Source organism: Allobosea sp. NPDC055353 (assembly GCF_053644975.1).
This window is the reverse complement of the sequence record NZ_JBSHMC010000001.1, coordinates 744194-761361: the sequence shown is the minus strand read 5'-3', so window position 1 is coordinate 761361 and position 17168 is coordinate 744194. Positions and strand designations below refer to the sequence as shown.

Below are 17168 nucleotides of genomic sequence, written 5' to 3'. Positions count from 1 at the left end.
ATGCCGCACTCGACGTCATGCTCGCCCTTGTGGCGAGCATCCACGTCTTGAACACAGCCTTCGACCAGCGAAGACGTGGATGGTCGGGACAAGCCCGACCATGACGGAAAGGACCGGTTCATGCGTGCGCCTCGATGCGCGGATCGACGATCCGGTAGACCAGATCGGTCGCGATGTTGAAGCAGACGACCATCGCCGATGAGACGAAGAAGACGCCCAGCAGGACCGAATAGTCGCGCTGGACCAGCGCATCGAACATCAATCGCCCGATGCCCGGCCAGGCGAAGACGGTTTCGGTCAGCACGGCTCCGCCGACGAGCTGGCCCGCCTGCAAACCGGCCAGCGTCACCACCGGCAGGATGGCGTTGCGGGCGACATGCCGCCGCCAGACGCGGGATTGCGAGACGCCCTTGGCGCGCGCCGTCTTGACGAAATCGGCGCCGGCCACCTCCAGCATCGAGGCGCGCATCATCCGGGCATACAGCGCGGTGAAGAACAGGCCGAGCGTCAGCGCCGGCAGGATGAGGTGCTGGCCGATATCGAGCGCGCGGGCCAGGCCGGTATAGTTCGCGCCGATGGTCTCGTAGCCGACATTGGGCACGAGCCCGAGCTTCAGCGCGAAGACGATCTGGCTCATCAGCGCCACCCAGAACAGTGGCGTCGCGTAGAACATCAGCGCCAGCGTCGTGATCAGGCTGTCCGACCATTTTCCGGCGCGGCGTGCGGCGAGCGCGCCCATGGCGGTGCCGACGACGAGCGACACGAGGAAGGCCGCGCCGGTCAAAAGCAGCGTCGCCGGCAGGCGCTCCATGATCAGGTTCAGCACCGGCTGCTGCTGGCGATAGCTGAAGCCGAGATCGAAGGTGAGATAGCCCTTCAGGTAGATCCAGAGCTGGGTCAGGAAGGGCTGGTCGAGGCCGAAGCGGGCACGCAGTTGCTCAAGGAGCTGCGCGTCGGCGGCACCTGCCTCGCCGGCAAGCACCTGCGCTGGATCGCCCGGCGCGGCGCGGATCAGCAGGAAATTCAGGATCGCGATCGCGAAGAGGACGATGATCCCCTTCACGAGCCGGCCGGCGAGGAATTGCGCGAGGTTCATTCAGGACTTTCGTGAAGCTGTCATCCCGCGCGCGCCGCGGCGCGAAGTGCCGCTGCGCAGACGCGGGACCGTCACCAGAATGGGGCGGCCCTGGAACCTAACCCCGATACGATCCCGGATCGCCGCTTCGCGGCGTCCGGGATGACGCGCCCCTCGGAGCTGACCTTACTCCTTCCAGGCGTCGCGGAAGCCGTCGTTCACGCCAACGCCGGTCGTGACGAGGTTCTTGACGTTGCAGCGATAGATGGTCGGGAAGTCCATCTCGAGCAGCCAGAGCACCGGCAATTCGTCGGCGAGAACCTTCTGCACCTTGGTGTAGAGCTCCTGGCGCTCCTTGTCGGTCGGTGCGATCGCAGCGTCGGCGAAGAGCTTGTCGACTTCCGGATTGGAATAGCCGCCGACATTGGCGAAGGGATTGCCCTTGGCAATGTTGGAGGAGATGTAAGAGCGCGCCACGCCCATGGCGGGGTCGCCGAGCTGGTAGAGGAAGTTGAAGTTCAGGTCGAAATCCCAGTTCGACGCCTTCTGCGTCCAGCCAGGCACGTCGGTGTTCTCGATCTGGATCTTGACGCCGACATCCTCGAAATTCTGCTTGATCGCCTCCGACCAACGGCTCCAGGTCTCGCCATAGGGCAGGTTGAGCAGCTTGATCGTCTCGCCCTTGTAACCGGAGGCCTTAATCAGCTCCTTCGCCTTGGCGGGATCGTAAGTGTATTTCGGCACGTCGGCCGAATAGAACTTGGTCTTGGACGAGATCGGCCCGGTCGGCAGCTTGCCGAGGCCGCCCCAGACCACGTCCTTCCCGAATTCGCGGTCGATCGCGTACATCAACCCCTGGCGGAACTGCTTGTTGCCGAGGATGCCGTTGCGCACGTTCGGCGTGATCCAGGCATGGGGGGCGAACATCTCCCAGCCCTTGGTGGTCATGCAGGTATTGGGCAGCTTGGAGAGGCGCGCGACGTCGTAGACGTCGACCGAGCCGCCGGTCAGCACGTCGACCTTGCCCGTCTCGTAGGCAACGGCGCGGGCGGCTGCATCGGGAATGATCTGCCAGTAGATCTCGTCGAGGTTGGGCTTGCCCTTCAGCCAGTAGTCCTCGTTCCTGACGAGGTGGATATAGGAGCCCTTCTTCCACTCCTTGAGCTTGAACGGGCCGGTGCCGATCGGCGTGTTGTTGGCGGGGTTGGCGCGATAATCCGTGCCGTCATAGATGTGCTTGGGGATCATCGGCGCGGAGGCGACCTCCTGCGTGATGATCAGCGGGCCGAAGGGCTGCTTCAGCACGATCTTCACGGTGAGATCGTCGACCTTCTCGATCTTCTCGACCTGGGCGTTGACGATCGGGCGCCAGCGCGGGTGAACCTCGCGCAGGAACTTGTCGAGCGTGAAAACCACGTCGTCGGCCGTGAACGGCTTGCCGTCATGCCATTTCACGCCTTCCTGGAGCTTGAAGGTGTAGGTCTTGGCGTCAGGCGAGATTTCCCAGCTCTTGGCGAGCGAGGGCTGCGGCTCGAGCTTCTCGTTATAGCGCAGCAGCGATTCGTAGATGTTGCCGGCGACCATGTTGGTCGGGCCGTTCTGGTTGAGGCCCTGCATCAGCATCGGCGGCTCGGGCTGGACGACGACATGGACCGTCCCGCCCTTCTTCGGTTCCTGGGCCTGCGCGGCGCCCAGCGCGAGAACCGACGCCGCCAGCGCCAAACCGAATCTCAAGCCCATAGCCCTGGCCATCATCTGCTCGTTCCCCTGTCTCATATCGAGATCATATCGTTTGAAGCGGATCCGTTCGGATCGTCGGATGCCATCGCACCCGATCATGCGTCTCTTGGCAAGCGCCGCGCCAACCGGCCGGGCGCGTCAGCGGGCCATGCCCGTAAGCGCATCGCGCATCGAGGCGCTGGAAATGCCGAACAACCCACCATAATGCGTCTCGAGATCGGTGATCACGAACATCACCGTGGAGATCGAGACGATGCCGATCGCCAATACGATCGCGGCGAGGCGCCGGCGCGGGATCTGCAACCCGAAGCTCAGGAAGACCAGCATCAGCCAGAAGGTCATGACGCTGGTGAACAGTGGCGAGACCGGGCCGCGCACATCCTCGATGACGGCCCAGCGCCGCTGCTGCACCCTCTGATAAGCCGCCCGGCACTCCGTAGCGACATTGGCATGAAGCGTGTCGCCGGGAGCCAGAGCGTTGATCGCCCGGCCGATGCGCGCGAGGAGAGCGCCGAGCGAGGGGTCGGCGCCTTCGCGGGCCATGGCAGTGGTATCGGGGTAGGAGACGCCCGCTGGGCGCGGTTCCAGCGGCCAGGTGCTGGCGATGACCGCGGCCGTATAGCTGCGCAGGTCGAACCGGATCGGATCGGCCTCGGCCCCGTAGCCGCGCAGGCATTCATCGAATTGGGCGAGTCCGGCCGCATCGGCATTGCGATCGCGATAGGCCGTATCGAAGGCCGCCTTGACGCTGGAAAGCTGCAGGCTGAGCACCAGGGCGGCGAAGGTCACCAGCAGGCTCGTCACCAGCCGGATCGCCTCCATCGTGCGTTCGGAGAGATGCTCCTCCGACAGCCAGCCCCGTAGCTTGACGCCGAAGATGGCGCTGCCGCTGAGCAATGCGCAGAAAATGAAGGCTGCCAGCGTCTCGGCCATGGTCGCGATCGCTCCGGACGGATGCGGTCCCTGCGCATACCGGCCCAGATGGGCGTGCGACCACAGGCCCTGTCAACAGAGGCGACGGATTCTTCGCCATGGAGCCCGCGTGCTCAGCGGAGTTCCTCGACATAGGTCGCGACGAAGCGGACGAGTTCGCTCTGCCGGGCCGTGCCGGTCTTGGCGAAGAGGCGCTGGAGATGGGTCCTTGCGGTGGTCGGCGCGATGCCCAGCCGCTTGGCGGCGATGATCGTATCCAGCCCCTCGACCATCAGGACGAGCATGCGCTCCTCGGTCGGCGTCAGGCCGCAGGCCTCGCTGACACGGGCGATGTTGCGGTCCATCGCGCTCTCGGGATCGTCCACCGTCAGGACGAACAATTCGATGCTCGTCAGATGAACCGCGTCGATCGCGATCTGCCGGCCATTGCGCAGCACCAGCGGCAACCGCATCTCGCCGGCCGCACTGCCCGTGCGGCAACGCTTCAGCCAGAGCTGCAACCGCGCCATGAAATCCTTGTCGCTGGCGGTGAAGCGGTCGATACCACCCAGACCGTCGCGGGTCAGCGCCGCCGCGCCGCAGTTGCCGAAGCGCTGGTTCAGCTCGGCATCGATGACGAAAACCGGCCTGGAAGCCCGCCCGAAGGCATCGGGGTCGACATGGGCGCGTGCGTGAAACGGGCTGTAGCTCGTCCTGGCGGCAATCGAGACGTGAAGCGACATCGCAATATCCATCCCTGCAATCGACGGGTCGCCGCACCCTGTTGCCGGAGAACCGAAAACCCGGCCGGATGCAGCTCCGTTCTCCTTGGTCGCGGCAAGGCGCGAGCAGGTTCAATGCTCGTCTCAATTTTGGACTGTTATTGGATATCGAATTCGGGCACCCGCGGCAGGGGCCTCGACCGCCCGCGTCAGGCGGTCAGCGTCAGCTTGTAGGTATAGGTATCGCCCCGGAACAGGCCCTCGACATATTCGAGCATGTCACCGTCGGCGCCGTAGCTGCGCCGCTTGATCAGCAGGCAGGGCACGGGAGCATCGAAGCCGAAGATGGCGCGCTCCTCGGTCGTCGGCGCCGCCGCCTCGATGGTCTGGTCGCAGCGCGTCAGGGGCAGGCCGAGTTCGGCGAGCCGGGCATAGACCGAGCCGGAGAGATCGCTCTCGGCCAGGTCCGGCGCCCGCTCCAGGTTATACCAGGCGACCTCGCGCGACATCGGGATGCCGTCGCCGGAGCGAATGCGGACCAGCTTGAGGAAGCGCGCATGCGAGGAACGACCGAAGATCGAGGCGATCGAGCGGTCGTTGACCACGGAGCGCTCGACGATGCGGGAGGACGGCACACGGCCGAGCTCCTGCATCTCCTCGGTGAAGCCCTTCAGCCGGTCCATGCCGGAATGCAGGCGCGGCCCGGCCCCTTGCACGATCGAGCCCAGCCGCCCCTGCGCGCTCAGCAATTTGCGCTCGCGCAGGGCGTTGTAGGAGCGCTGCACGGTGGCGCGGCTGATGCTGAGGCGCTCGGCGAGCTGGCGTTCGGCCGGCAGGGTCGTGCCCGGCGGCAGCGTGCCGTCGCCGATCAGCTGAGTCAGCTGGTCCTCGAGCTGCTGGTAGAGCGGCTTGGCGGTGTCGGTGCGCAGTTCCAGCAGGTTCTGGAAGGGCGGTTTTGCAATCTGCTTAGGCACTGTCATCGATGGCATGAGCGTGACACAACCCGCGTAGCAGTTCGTGAATGGGAAAATCAAACCCTATGACCGGCAAACCTGTTTTCGTGCTGGGAAGCTTCGTCGTCTCCTGCTCGGCGAAAGTCGTCCGCTTCCCGCGCCCGGGCGAATCGCTCGCGGCCGAAACCGTGACGATCGAGCCGGGCGGCAAGGGGCTGAACCAGGCGATCATGGTGCGCCGCCTTGGCGCCGCGGTCGAGGGCCTGCTCGCCGTCGGCGACGACCTCGCCGCAGCCTTCGCGCCGCCGGCGCTCGAACGGGCCGGCCTGCCGCAATCGATGCTGGTCCGTCTCGACGGCGCGACCGGCAGCGGCATCGGCTTCACGGACGCCAGCGGCGAGACCTGCCTTGCCGTCGCCTCCGGCGCCAATCTCTCCTTGTCGGCCGCGAATGTCCGGCAGCGGGCGCCGGCCATTGCCGATGCGACGCTGGTGACGGCCCAGTTCGAGGTCGGCGATGCACCGATCGAGGCGGCCTTTGCGCTGGCCCGACAGGCCGGTGTCCCGACCCTGCTCAACCCCTCGCCCTTCCGGCCGATTCCCGCCGCCATCCTGGCGCTGACCTCGATCCTGATCATCAACGAGACCGAAGCCCGCGGCCTCGCGGCCACGCTCGGCCGGGAGCAGGACGAGGCAACCGATCCGGACCGCTTCGCGAGGGAACTCGGGCCAGCACTCCTGAAGCACGGCCCGCGCCTCGTCGTCCTGACCCGAGGTGCAGCCGGAGCCGTGGCCGTCACGGCGGATGGTCCCGCCATCGTGCAGGCGGGCTTCCCCGTCGAGGCGATCGATTCGCTCGGCGCCGGCGACGCCTTCGCCACGACGCTCGGCGTCCGGCTGGCGATGGGACTGGCCTTGCCCGAAGCCCTGCGCGACGCCGCGGCGGCGGGCGCGCTGACGACCACCCGCCACGGCGTCTTCGAGGCGTTGCCCACGGCCGAGGCCATCGCGATGATGAGCGGGAGGTGAAGCGACCTCCTCGCGATGAGAAAATTTGGATTGCTTTTGGACTTTTCCTGAACGGTCCATACTGCTAGTTTCGGGATTGCGCATCACGCATGCGCCTTCCGTGGCCAGCCGGGACCTCTCATGCCGCGCCTCGACGTCGATACCGTGATGTCCGCGATCGACCGGTTGTTGGTCGGGGCGATGGACGAAGGGCAGATGCAGGCCGCTGCGGAAACGATGCGGCAGCTCTTCAACGGCTCGAAAGCCTGCTTCGCCGGGTTCGGCCCCAACGCCGAGGACTGGGCGTCCTACGCGACCAATCCCGACCCCGCGCTGCAGGAGCGCTGCTTCGGCGAGCTCGCGCCCGATTTCATCGAGATGGGCGACGCATTGCGCGACATCCCGTTCGGCGCGATCTACCGCGATCACGAGGTGTTCGGCGCGGAAGCCCTGCGCAGCTCCCGCGTCTGGCAGGAATGGATGCGCCCGCAGGACATGTTTGGCGGCCTGGCCTGCCGGCTTGCCGGGAATGGGCAGGCCTTCTGGTTCTTCGACGTGCAGCGCGGCCGGCATCAGGAGGGTTTCGACGCCGAGGATGCCGCCCTGCTCGAAAAGCTCTATCCGGTGCTGCGGCGCGTGGTCGAACTGCGCCGTCATATCGGCCGGGTGACCATCCAGCGGGACGAAGCCCGCGGCGCTCTCGACCGGATCGCCATCGGCCTCGCAATCCTCGACCAGGACATGCGCATCACCTATGCCAATGAAGGCGCCGACGAGATCCTGGCCGACCCTGACGGCGCGCTCGGGCTGCGCCAGGGCCGCCTGTTCGCGCGCCAGCCGGCCGACCAGCGCCAGCTCAGGCGATTGGTCGAAGGCACCCTGCGAAGTGCACTGGACCCCCTCGCCCATCATCAGGCCAGCATGATCCTGCATGGCGAGGATGGTTCTCATTCGCTTTCGGCCTGCGCCATGCCAGCGCCCCCTTCGCCTGCTCAGGATCACGCGGCCGGCCAGGTCCTGATCGCGCTGCGGCGCCTGGAAACAGCGACCAATCTCGTCGCCTGCGCGCGCCAGCTCTTCGACCTCACCGATACCGAAGCCAAATTCGCCTCCGCGCTCGCGAGCGGATCATCCCTGACCGAGGCCGCCGAAGCCCAGGGTGTCCGGATTTCGACCGCCCGCACGCATCTGGCGCGGATCTTCCAGAAGACGAATACCCGACAGCAAAGTCAGCTCGTTTCACTGCTGCGCAGCGCCGAACTCCCCCTTCGGCCGCGCTGAACCCTCGACATCCCCGGCTGAAGCCAAGCAATATTTGCCGATTCTTTGGCCCGTTTTCCTGTCTTCCTCTCGGTCAGGTTATGAAAACGAGCCTAGACGAAGCGCCGCGGCCGTTTCGTCATCCAAATGACGGAGAATATCCGGCAGGTCGATGAAACCGCCCGCCCGTCATCGGCTTGGGCACGCCGGTGGTCGAAGGCAGGCTCAGCGGCAGTCCCTTCACCGAGCGTATGGCGAAATAGGCAAAGATCTGCGCCTCCAGCGCATCGCCGTTCCAGCCGACCGCCTCCACCGGCTCGACCGGCACACCCAGCCGCTCGGCGAGCCGCGTCATGAAATGCCGGTTGAGCCGGCCACCACCGCCGACGAGCCAGCGCTGCGGCCGGCGCGGGACATGGCGCAGCGCCGCAACGAGGCTCTCGATGGTAAAGGCCGCCAGCGTCGCCGCGCCATCGGCATCCGAGAGCCGCTCGACGACCTGGGCGCGGCGATGGAAATCGTTGCGGTCGAGCGATTTCGGCGCAGGCCGGTCGAAGAAGGGATTGGCCATGAAGCCGGCAACGAGATCGTCATGCACGCGCCCGCTGGCCGCCAGCGCGCCATCGGCGTCATAGGGCCGGCCGAGCCGGCGCAGCACGAAATCGTCGAGGATCGCGCTTGCCGGACCGGTATCGAAGGCAACGACGGTATCGCCGTCGATATAGGTGACATTGCCGACGCCGCCGAGATTGAGGACCATCACCGGCTGCTCGAGGCCCTGAGCGAGGGCGCGATGATAGAGCGGGGCAAAGGGTGCGCCCTCCCCGCCGGCCGCGACATCGGCATCGCGGAACCGGTCGACCGTGGGGATGCCCAGCGCATCGGCCACCGCCTGACCGTCGATGAGCTGGCGGGTGAAGCGCTGCTCCGGCCGGTGGTAGACCGTCTGGCCGTGCAGGCCGACGAGATCGATGGCGGCGAGAGCGAGCCCCTGATCGGCGATGTAAGCCCGGATGGCGGCGAGATGGTCGGCGGTGACAGCGGCCTCGAGCTCCGCCAGCGGAGCGCGCCCGGCCCGCTCGGCATCGGCGATCACGGCCTGAAGCTCCCGGCGCGTGGCGTCGCGGTAGGGATAGGAGGCGCCGGCGCCGAAGGAGACGACGTCACGCCCGTCGCTCGTCACCAGCGAGACGTCGATGGCATCCATCGACGTGCCGCTGATCACGCCGATCGCGGTCAGGCTCTCCTGCGGCAGGTCGGCCTCAGGCCTCGCGCCGGACAAGGCTATTCGCCCGGCTGCGGCCCGTCATAGCCGCCGATGATCACGAGATCGGACTGGCCGGCGCTGCTCAGGTGCTTCACCGCCTCCTGGTACTCGGGCGAAGCGTAGCAGGCGCGGGCCGTCTCCTCGTCCTTGAACTCGATGACGACGTTGTGCTTGCGGCCCTCGCCGCGGGCGAGCTTGTATTCGCCGCCGCGCACCAGGAATTTCGCGCCGTATTTGGCGAAGGCGACAGCGTTGAGCGAACGGTACTTGGCATAGGCCTCGGCGTTCTCGACGTCGACGCGCGCGATCCAGTAACCTTTGGCCACGGTCAGGCTCCCTCGACGGCGACGAGATCGATCTCGCCGGCACCTTCGCGCAGCTTTCGCGCCTCGGCATATTCAGGCGAGAACAGATAGGCTCGTGCCGATGCGAAATCCTTGAACTCGATGATGATGTTGCGGGCGCGGCCCTCGCCTTCGCCTACCGTCATCTGGCCGCCGCGCACGATCGGCGTGCCGCCGTAGATCTTCATGACCTCGGAGGCCTTGGCGGCATAGCCCGCCCATTTGGTCGCGTCGGAGACCTTGGCGCGGCCGATGACATATCCCTTGGGCATGGTGCAGTCCGTTGGCTGAATCGGGTTTGCGATCGGCGGAGCTTACGAAGCCGCGACGATCTCGTCCATGACCGCGCCCGCCGCCGCACGCGGGTCTGCCGCGCGGATGATGGGACGCCCGACGACAAGGTGATCGGCGCCGACGCGGATCGCCTCGGCCGGGGTGAGCGTGCGCTTCTGGTCGCCCGCCGCGCTGCCGGAAGGCCGGATGCCCGGCGTCACGATGACCATGTCCGGCCCGATGACCTCGCGCACGATCGCCGTCTCGGCAGCCGAGCAGACGATGCCATCGATGCCGGCCGTGCGGGCCTGCTCGGCGCGCAGGCGCACGAGATCGCGCACCGCGAGCCCATAGCCTGCATCGCGCAGGTCGCCATCGTCATAGGAGGTGAGCGCAGTGACCGCGAGCAGCTTCAGGTCGGCATCGCCGCGGCCTTCGACGGCGCCGCGCATGGTCTGCGGATAAGCGTGGACCGTGAGGAAGGTGACGCCGAGCTTGGTCAGCGAATCCACGCCCTCGGTCACGGTGTTGCCGATGTCGTGCAATTTGAGGTCGAGGAAGACCTTCTTGCCCTCGGCGACGAGCTGACGCGCGAGATCGAGGCCGCCGGCGAAGGCGAGGCGATAGCCGATCTTGTAGAAGGTGACGCCATCGCCCAGCGTCGAGACCAGGCGGTAGGCATCCCACACGGTCGGTACGTCGAGGGCGACGATCAGGCGGTCGCGGACATCGTTGATCTTCGGGTTCATCAACCGGCTCCCTGAGTTTCGAGGGAAGGCGCATGATTCGAAGCAGGATGCAAGCGCGGGAAGCGCGAGCCCGGCACGGAGAACATCCTTCTGCGCATTGCTGCCTTTCCGAGAAACCTGTTTCCCCCGACCGGCCGACCCTCTAGGCCACATGCTCCGCTTCCTCGGAGACGCCGACGATGTCCTGGGCTGCCCTGACCGGGTTTCTGCTGCTGACCGGCATGGCCGCCTATGTCCAGACGCTGACCGGTTTCGCCTTCGGGCTGATCACGATGGGCGGCGTCGGGCTGACCGGTCTGCTCTCGCTGCCCGATGCCGCCATGCTCGTCAGTGTTCTCACGCTGGTCAACGCGGCGCAGATGCTGCTCAAGGGCTGGCGCGATGTCGACTGGCGCAGGTTCGGGCTGGTGCTGATCGCGAGCTGGCCCTTCCTCTTCATCGGCTTCAATCTGCTGGAATGGCTGGCCGCGAGCCGGGCCGATCTGCTGCGACTGGCGCTGGGTTTCGTCATCATCGTCTCCAGCCTGCAGCTCGCACGGAAGCCGGACCCGCTCCGGCAGCCGTCGCGAGCTCCCAGCTTCCTGTTCTTCGGTGGCATCGCCGGATTGATGGGAGGCCTGTTCTCGACCGCGGGCCCGCCGCTGGTCTACCATTTCTATCGCCAGCCGATGCCGCTCGTCGTCGTCAGGGAAACGCTGGTGACGATCTTCGCGCTGAACGCCCTGTTCCGGACGGGGCTCGTCATTGCCTCCCAACAGATTCCCGCGGCATCGACGCTATCGGCTCTCTTCGCCATTCCGGCAGTGATCGCGGGAACGCATCTGGCACGCCGCTATCCGCCCCCGCTTTCGCAAGCCGTCATGCGGCAGATGGTGTTCCTGCTGCTGTTCCTGTCGGGCGTGTCGCTCGGTGCGCCAGCGGCCGTCCACCTGCTGGGCTTTTGAAACGTCATGCTCGCCTTTGTGGCGAGCATCCACGTCTTGAACACCGCATTGCCTGAAGGAAGACGTGGATGGTCGGGACAAGCCCGACCATGACGGGAGCGGCCGCGCTTAGAACTGCGGCTCCTGCGGGGCCTGCGCCGTCAGCACCTGCTGGAAGACCTGCGCCCAGACTTCCGGCGGCTGCGCGCCCGAGACCGCGAGCTTGCCGTCGACGATGAAGAAGGGCACGCCTGTGACGCCGACCTTGCGGGCGTGATCCTCCAGCCCGATCACGGTCTCGCGCAACTCGTCATTGGCCAGCTCATCCCGCGCAGCCTGCTCGTCAAAACCCTGCTCGACCGCAATCTGGATCAGCGTCTCGAGATCGCCGATATCGCGCCCATCCTGCCAATAGGCCTTGAACAGGGCCGCCGTCATGTCGCCGCCGCGCTGCACCGTCGAGGCAGCCGCGACCAGCATATGCGCCATGCGGGTGTTGACGCTCTTCGTCACCTTCGCCCAGTTGAAGGTGACGCCGCTCTCCAGCGCCGCCTCCGACAGCCGAACCTCGATTTCCTTGCGCTTGCCGGGGCCGAACTTGCTTTCGAGGTATTGCGTGCGGTCCATGCCCTCTTCAGGCATCTCCGGGTTGAGTTCATAGGGCAGCCAGGTAATGGCGAAGCGCTCGTTCAGGCCGTAGCGCTCCAGCGCCGTCTCCAGCCGCGCCTTGCCGATGAAGCACCAGGGGCAGGCGATGTCGGAGACGATCGCGAGCGGCATCTTGTCCTGCATGTCGATATCCTCATGCTCGTCTCGGCATCGGCTTTTCCCGAAAACCGGATTCCACTTCTCGGGCCGATGCCTCAGGCCGGCGGGTAGCGATGCTGCCCGCCATGACGGTCTTCGGCGAGCGCTTCCACGCCCGGCGTCTCGCAACCGGAGAGGAAGGCAGGGCCAACCGGAATCTTGCCGGCACCGCCGGGGATGTCGAGGATATAGGTCGGCTGGCACAGGCCGGAAAGGTTCCCGCGCAGGCTTTTGACCAGCGCCTGCCCCTCTTCCAGCGTCAATCGGAAATGCGAGGTGCCGGGCGCGAGATCGGGATGGTGCAGGTAATAGGGCTTGATGCGGTTCTCGACGAAGGCCCGCATCAGGGCGCCCAGCGTCTCGACATCGGCATTGACGCCCCTGAGCAGGACCGACTGGCTGAGCAGGACATGGCCGGCATCGGCCAGCGTCGCGATAGCGGCGCAGGCATCCTCGGTGAACTCGCGCGGATGGTTGGCGTGGATGGCGATATAGCTCGCCTTGCCGGGGATGCGCAGTGCCTTCGCGTAATCCGGCGTGATCCGGCCGGGATCGACGACGGGCACGCGGGTGTGCCAGCGCGCGACCTTGATATGCGGGATCGCGCCAAGGCGCTTCGCCACCTCGCGGACGCGGCGGGCGGAGAGGATGAAGGGATCGCCGCCCGTCATGATCACCTCCCAAATCTCGGGCCGGGAGGCGAGATAGCCGAGCGCGGCGTCGAGCTTCGCGCCGGTCAGGGCATCGCCGCCGGGGCCGACCATCTCGCGGCGGAAGCAGAAGCGGCAATAGACCGGGCAGGCGTGGACGAGCTTGAGCAAAGCGCGGTCGGGATAGCGATGGACCACGCCTTCGACCGGAGAGTGAGCGTCGTCGCCGATCGGATCGGCAAGCTCCTGCGGCAGCGTGACGAGCTCGGCGACATCGGGAATGAACTGGCGGGCGATCGGGTCGGCCGGCTTGGTGGGATCGATCAGCCCGGCAACGGCCGGCGTCACCGAGACGGCATAACGCTCGGCGACCTTCTGCAGGGCATCGCGGCGCGCGGGCGTGGCCAAGCCGACCTCGATGAGCGCGTCGATGCTGCGCAAAGGCTGGCCGCCGGGGGGCTGGTGAACGGTCATGCCCTTCCCCTGCCCGGTTCCGCGACCGGCGTCCAGAGCACGTCCTCGATCCGGCGCGCGCCGACGCAGAGCATGACGAGCCGGTCGAAGCCGAGCGCGATGCCGGAGGCCGCCGGCATCAGCGCCAGCGCTTCCAGGAAATCATCGTCGACAGGATAGCGCTCGCCATAGATGCGCTCCTTCTCGTCCATATCGGCCTCGAAACGGCGACGCTGCTCGGCCGGATCGGTGAGCTCGCCGAAGGCGTTCGCAAGCTCGACGCCACAGGCATAGAGCTCGAAGCGCTCGGCCACGCGCGGATCGCCGGGCTTGGGCCGGGCGAGCGCGGCCTCGCTGATCGGATATTCGCAGAGGATCGTGGCGCGGCCGCGACCGAGATGCGGCTCGATGCGCTCGGACAGGATGCGGCTGAAGATGTCGGACCATGTGTCGTCTTCGGCGACCCGGATGCCGGCCTCGATTGCATCGGCCGCGAGCCCGTCCCGATTGACCTCCCGGTCGGCCGTGACGGTGCGTAGCAGGTCTATGCCGGCATGGCGCTTGAACGCTTCCTGCAAGGTCAGACGCTCGGGCTCGGCGAAGGGGTCGGCCTCGATGCCCCGCCAGCGCAGCATGGTGGCGCCGGCGGCACGGGCAGCCTCGGCCATCAGCGCCGCGCAATCCTGCATCAGCGCCTCATAGTCCTCGCCGGCGCGGTACCATTCCAGCATCGTGAATTCGGGATGATGCAGCGCCGTGCGCTCACGATTGCGAAAGACGCGAGCGAAATCGAAGATGCGGGTCTCGCCGGCCGCGAGCAGCTTCTTGGCGGCGAATTCCGGCGAGGTATGCAGGTAATAGGGGTGTGGCTCAGCCGCGTTGTCGATCAGCGTCGTACCAAAGCCGTGCAGATGCGTCTCGTTGCCGGGCGAGAGCTGGAGGATCGCCGCCTCGACCTCGGTGAAGTCTCGGACCTCGAACCAGCGGCGCAGCGCCGTCTTGATCCGCCCGCGCGCCAGCAGAGCCGGCCGGCGGTCGGCATGGACATCTGGTCGCCAGAACGGCGTCGGGGACGAACTCATCGAAACTCGCATCGAATGCGTCGGAAAGCTTTCGTTTCGCGCGCGAATGCGGTAGTTGCGCGGCGACAGAATTCGCATAGAGCATCGCGCGAAAAAGTGGGAACCGGTTTTTCGCGATAGCGATGCTCTGAATTTCAGATTTGCGCGACAACGCTGCGCACCAGAAGGACATTCACGTGGTCAAGGTCATCGCCTCTTCCGTCCGCAAGGGCAACGTCCTGGATCTGGACGGACATCTCTGCACGGTCATCTCGGCCGAGAGCTTCTTCCCGGGCAAGGGCACGCCGACGACGCAGATCGACATGCGCCGCATCTCCGACGGCACCAAGATGACCCAGCGCTACAAGACGACCGAACAGGTCGAGCGCGCCTATGTCGAGGACCGCGACTTCACCTATCTCTACCAGGACGGCGAGCAGTACGTCTTCATGAACCCGGAGACCTACGACCAGATCCCGGTCGACAAGGACGTGATCGGCGATGCCGCTCCCTATCTCCAGGAGAACATGAAGGTCTCGCTCTCGGTGTTCGAGGACAAGGCCGTCGCGATCGAATTGCCGCAGCGCGTGACACTGGAAGTCGTCGAGACCGAGCCGGTGACCAAGGGCCAGACGGCCTCCTCCTCCTACAAGCCGGCGATCCTCTCGAACGGCGTGCGCAGCGCCGTGCCGCCGCATGTCGGCGTCGGCACCCGCGTCGTCGTGATGACGGCCGACGGCTCCTATGTCGAGCGCGCGAAGGATTGATCCAAGACGCCGCCGTCAACGCTACTGCGGCGGCCGATTGACGGCGCTTTCTGCGCTTCCGGTGCTCACGTACTGAGGTACGCTCCGCTCCGGTTCTCGAAAGCACCGCCATTCGCCTCCCCGCAGCGCATTGCCGACAACCTCTTGTGCGCAGAGCCCTGGAGAAAGTTCTCCTCTATAGCTTTACGCGGCGGGCCCTTTCCGGGCCCGTTGTCGTTTCCGAGGACATTCATGACGCTCACAGTCAAGGCCGCCGCCCTTTCCGGCTTCGTGCAGACGCTCAAGGCGCTCGACGCCATTCTCGACAAGGCCGTGGACCAGGCCGAGACCCGCAAGATCCAGCCGGAAGTGCTGCTCTCCGCCCGCCTCGCGCCGGACATGCTCGCCTTCACCCGCCAGATCCAGCTCTGCTGCGACTTCGCCAAGAACGCGGTCGCGCGCCTCTCCGGCGGCGAGAACCCGCGCTTCCCCGACGAAGAGAAGAGCTTCCCGGAGCTGAAGGAACGCATCGCCAAGACGCTCGCCTTCATCGCGACGGCCGATGGCGCCACGCTCGATGCCGGGCTTGCCCGCGAGGTCACCTTCCCGCGCGGCCCCTCGGCGACCGTGACGATGACCGGCGAGGCCTATCTGACCCGCTTCGCCATCCCGAATTTCTATTTCCACGCCACGACGGCCTACGACATCCTGCGCCAGAACGGCTTCCAGATCGGCAAGCAGGACTTCCTGCTCGGCGTCTTCGACGCCTGAGGCCTGCCTTCGGGCATGAGCGCGACGCCTGCCGTCACGATCGAACGCGCCTCTCCCCGGGATGCCGGGGAGATCGCGGCGCTTTACCTGGCGTCGCGCGCGGAGGCCCTGCCCTATCTGCGCCGAGTCCATAGCGACGACGAGGTCAGGGGCTGGATCACGCATGTCAGGCTCGCCACCGGCGAGACCTGGGTCGCGCGCGAGGCCGGGCGCATCCTCGGCTTCCTCTGCCTCGACGGCGAGGATCTCGACCAGCTCTATCTGCTGCCAGGGGAGTTTCGGCGCGGCATCGGCTCGCTGCTTCTCGCCAAGGCGAAGGAGCGCAGCCCGCAACGGCTCCACCTGTTCACCTTCCGGCGGAACGCGGCTGCGCGGGCCTTCTACGAGCGCCACGGCTTCCGCCTCGTCGACCTCAACGACGGCGAGCGCAATGAAGAGGGCGAGCCGGACGCGCTTTACGAGTGGCGCAGTTCTTTTTCGACCGGGGACTTGTAATCGGGAAGCGCCCTTCCCATTTCAGAATCACGGCGATGTCGAGAGCGTTCCACAGCTCTCCAGCGCCGTTGAAGACGGCCATGAGCCGAACGTTTGACGCCGGATGTACGCGCACCCGTTCAGGACATGGCCGTTGGTTCATTCCGAGGCCCGTAGCGGACATCCGCTGCGGGTCTTTTCGTTTCCACCTCCCGTCTCGGCAGGTTGGCGACCAGACGCGGATGCTCGCCACAAGGCGAGCATGACGCCATGGCTTTCTCTCAACCCTGCAGGAACGGATTATTCTGCCGCTCTTCGCCGAGCGTGCTGGCCGGGCCGTGGCCGGGCAGGAACTGGACGTCATCGCCGAGCGGCAGGAGCTTGGTCTTGATCCCCGAGATCAGCGCCTCGTGGTCGCCATAGGGGAAATCGGTGCGGCCGACGGAGCCGGCGAAGACGGTGTCGCCGGCCAGCAGGAAACGCAGGTCCTTTTGGAAGAAGGTGACATGGCCCGGCGAATGGCCCGGCACATGCGCGACCGCGAAGGTCAAATCCCCCAACGAGACCGTGTCGCCCTCCTTGAGCCACTGCGTCGGTGTGACCGCCTTCATGCCGGGGATGTCGAAGCGCAGCCCCTGCGCCGGCAACGCGTCGAGCAAGGGCTTGTCGCCCTCATGCGGGCCGATGATCGGGAGCGACAGCGTCTCCGCCAGCTCGGTCGCGCCGCCGGCATGGTCGAGATGGCCGTGGGTCAGCCAGATCGCCACCGGCGTGACGCCGAGCTGCTTCAGGGCACCCAGGATCTGCGGGACGTCGCCGCCAGGATCGACGATCGCCGCCTCGTTCGACTTCGGCTCCCAGACGATCGAGCAGTTCTGCTGGAACGGCGTCACCGGCACGATGGCGATCTGGAGCGGCGGCTGCGGCTGGTCGGTCATGGAAGGCCTTTCGACTGTCTCAGAAGGCTACTACCACGCCGCG

General features: G+C 66.3%; 19 protein-coding genes. 6 read left to right on the top strand and 13 right to left on the bottom strand.

Translation table 11 applies throughout. The features are described 5' to 3' along the window. Positions 1-118: 118 nt before the first annotated feature. The 5 genes from ACWIEX_RS03440 to ACWIEX_RS03420 all read right to left on the bottom strand — a co-directional run bounded on the left by ACWIEX_RS03440 (position 119) and on the right by ACWIEX_RS03420 (position 5429). Positions 119-1096 carry an ABC transporter permease gene (locus ACWIEX_RS03440; RefSeq protein ID WP_454031731.1) on the bottom strand — a complete coding sequence of 326 codons (978 nt, stop codon included), beginning with the start codon at positions 1094-1096 and terminating at the stop codon, positions 119-121. Positions 1097-1261: 165 nt separating this feature from the next. Then, positions 1262-2815, bottom strand: coding sequence for an ABC transporter substrate-binding protein (locus tag ACWIEX_RS03435; protein WP_454033451.1), 1554 nt, complete (start codon positions 2813-2815; stop codon positions 1262-1264). Between the two features lie 138 nt (positions 2816-2953). After that, a complete protein-coding gene (locus ACWIEX_RS03430) occupies positions 2954-3748 on the bottom strand; it encodes a bestrophin-like domain (RefSeq protein WP_454031730.1) in 795 nt (264 codons plus the stop codon). 113 nt (positions 3749-3861) lie between these two features. Then, positions 3862-4470: a helix-turn-helix transcriptional regulator gene (locus tag ACWIEX_RS03425; protein WP_454031729.1), complete on the bottom strand. Its 609-nt coding sequence runs from the start codon at positions 4468-4470 to the stop codon at positions 3862-3864. Positions 4471-4658: 188 nt separating this feature from the next. Then, the gene (locus ACWIEX_RS03420) at positions 4659-5429 is read right to left on the bottom strand and encodes a GntR family transcriptional regulator (RefSeq protein ID WP_454031728.1); all 771 of its coding nucleotides are present in this window, start codon (positions 5427-5429) and stop codon (positions 4659-4661) included. 59 nt (positions 5430-5488) lie between these two features. Between ACWIEX_RS03420 and ACWIEX_RS03415 the strand changes: the two genes are divergently transcribed. Together ACWIEX_RS03415 and ACWIEX_RS03410 are read left to right on the top strand one after the other, a co-directional pair. Beyond that, positions 5489-6430 (top strand): PfkB family carbohydrate kinase, encoded by a 942-nt coding sequence (locus ACWIEX_RS03415; RefSeq protein ID WP_454031727.1) that lies wholly within the window; start codon positions 5489-5491, stop codon positions 6428-6430. A gap of 120 nt (positions 6431-6550) precedes the next feature. Continuing rightward, complete coding sequence (locus ACWIEX_RS03410; protein ID WP_454031726.1) at positions 6551-7690, top strand: helix-turn-helix transcriptional regulator; 1140 nt, start codon at positions 6551-6553, stop codon at positions 7688-7690. 118 nt (positions 7691-7808) lie between these two features. Here the strand turns inward: ACWIEX_RS03410 and ACWIEX_RS03405 are convergent, their stop codons facing one another. From ACWIEX_RS03405 to pyrF, 4 genes are read right to left on the bottom strand one after another with little or no spacing between them, the layout of a single operon-like run. After that, on the bottom strand, positions 7809-8951 hold the full coding sequence (locus ACWIEX_RS03405; protein ID WP_454031725.1) for an anhydro-N-acetylmuramic acid kinase: 1143 nt from the start codon (positions 8949-8951) through the stop codon (positions 7809-7811). A gap of 2 nt (positions 8952-8953) precedes the next feature. Continuing rightward, the gene (locus ACWIEX_RS03400; RefSeq protein WP_061965366.1) at positions 8954-9262 is read right to left on the bottom strand and encodes a DUF1330 domain-containing protein; all 309 of its coding nucleotides are present in this window, start codon (positions 9260-9262) and stop codon (positions 8954-8956) included. Between the two features lie 2 nt (positions 9263-9264). Further along, the gene (locus tag ACWIEX_RS03395; RefSeq protein WP_061965368.1) at positions 9265-9552 is read right to left on the bottom strand and encodes a DUF1330 domain-containing protein; all 288 of its coding nucleotides are present in this window, start codon (positions 9550-9552) and stop codon (positions 9265-9267) included. A 42-nt stretch (positions 9553-9594) separates the two neighbouring features. Then, a complete protein-coding gene (gene pyrF, locus ACWIEX_RS03390) occupies positions 9595-10302 on the bottom strand; it encodes an orotidine-5'-phosphate decarboxylase (protein WP_061965370.1) in 708 nt (235 codons plus the stop codon). 179 nt (positions 10303-10481) lie between these two features. On the opposite strand from pyrF, the gene ACWIEX_RS03385 reads away from it, so the two are divergent. Then, entirely contained in the window at positions 10482-11246 is a 765-nt protein-coding gene (locus ACWIEX_RS03385; protein ID WP_454031724.1) for a TSUP family transporter, read from the top strand. A 108-nt stretch (positions 11247-11354) separates the two neighbouring features. Here ACWIEX_RS03385 and ACWIEX_RS03380 read toward each other — a convergent pair whose 3' ends face one another. From ACWIEX_RS03380 to epmA, 3 genes are all read right to left on the bottom strand, one after another. Further along, positions 11355-12017, bottom strand: coding sequence for a DsbA family oxidoreductase (locus tag ACWIEX_RS03380; protein ID WP_091856092.1), 663 nt, complete (start codon positions 12015-12017; stop codon positions 11355-11357). A gap of 71 nt (positions 12018-12088) precedes the next feature. Continuing rightward, positions 12089-13156 carry a lysine-2,3-aminomutase-like protein gene (locus ACWIEX_RS03375; protein WP_454031723.1) on the bottom strand — a complete coding sequence of 356 codons (1068 nt, stop codon included), beginning with the start codon at positions 13154-13156 and terminating at the stop codon, positions 12089-12091. Next, positions 13153-14217, bottom strand: a complete 1065-nt coding sequence (epmA, locus tag ACWIEX_RS03370; protein ID WP_454031722.1) for an EF-P lysine aminoacylase EpmA — start codon at positions 14215-14217, stop codon at positions 13153-13155. Before epmA ends, ACWIEX_RS03375 begins: the two co-directional genes overlap by 4 nt. Positions 14218-14393: 176 nt before the next feature. Between epmA and efp the strand changes: the two genes are divergently transcribed. The 3 genes from efp (at position 14394) to ACWIEX_RS03355 (ending at position 16208) form a co-directional block, all read left to right on the top strand. Continuing rightward, complete coding sequence (efp, locus tag ACWIEX_RS03365; protein WP_306226669.1) at positions 14394-14963, top strand: elongation factor P; 570 nt, start codon at positions 14394-14396, stop codon at positions 14961-14963. A gap of 231 nt (positions 14964-15194) precedes the next feature. Next, a complete protein-coding gene (locus tag ACWIEX_RS03360) occupies positions 15195-15713 on the top strand; it encodes a DUF1993 domain-containing protein (RefSeq protein WP_454031721.1) in 519 nt (172 codons plus the stop codon). A gap of 15 nt (positions 15714-15728) precedes the next feature. After that, positions 15729-16208: a GNAT family N-acetyltransferase gene (locus ACWIEX_RS03355; protein WP_454031720.1), complete on the top strand. Its 480-nt coding sequence runs from the start codon at positions 15729-15731 to the stop codon at positions 16206-16208. A 260-nt stretch (positions 16209-16468) separates the two neighbouring features. Here ACWIEX_RS03355 and ACWIEX_RS03350 read toward each other — a convergent pair whose 3' ends face one another. After that, the gene (locus ACWIEX_RS03350; RefSeq protein ID WP_454031719.1) at positions 16469-17125 is read right to left on the bottom strand and encodes an MBL fold metallo-hydrolase; all 657 of its coding nucleotides are present in this window, start codon (positions 17123-17125) and stop codon (positions 16469-16471) included. Positions 17126-17168: the final 43 nt, after the last annotated feature.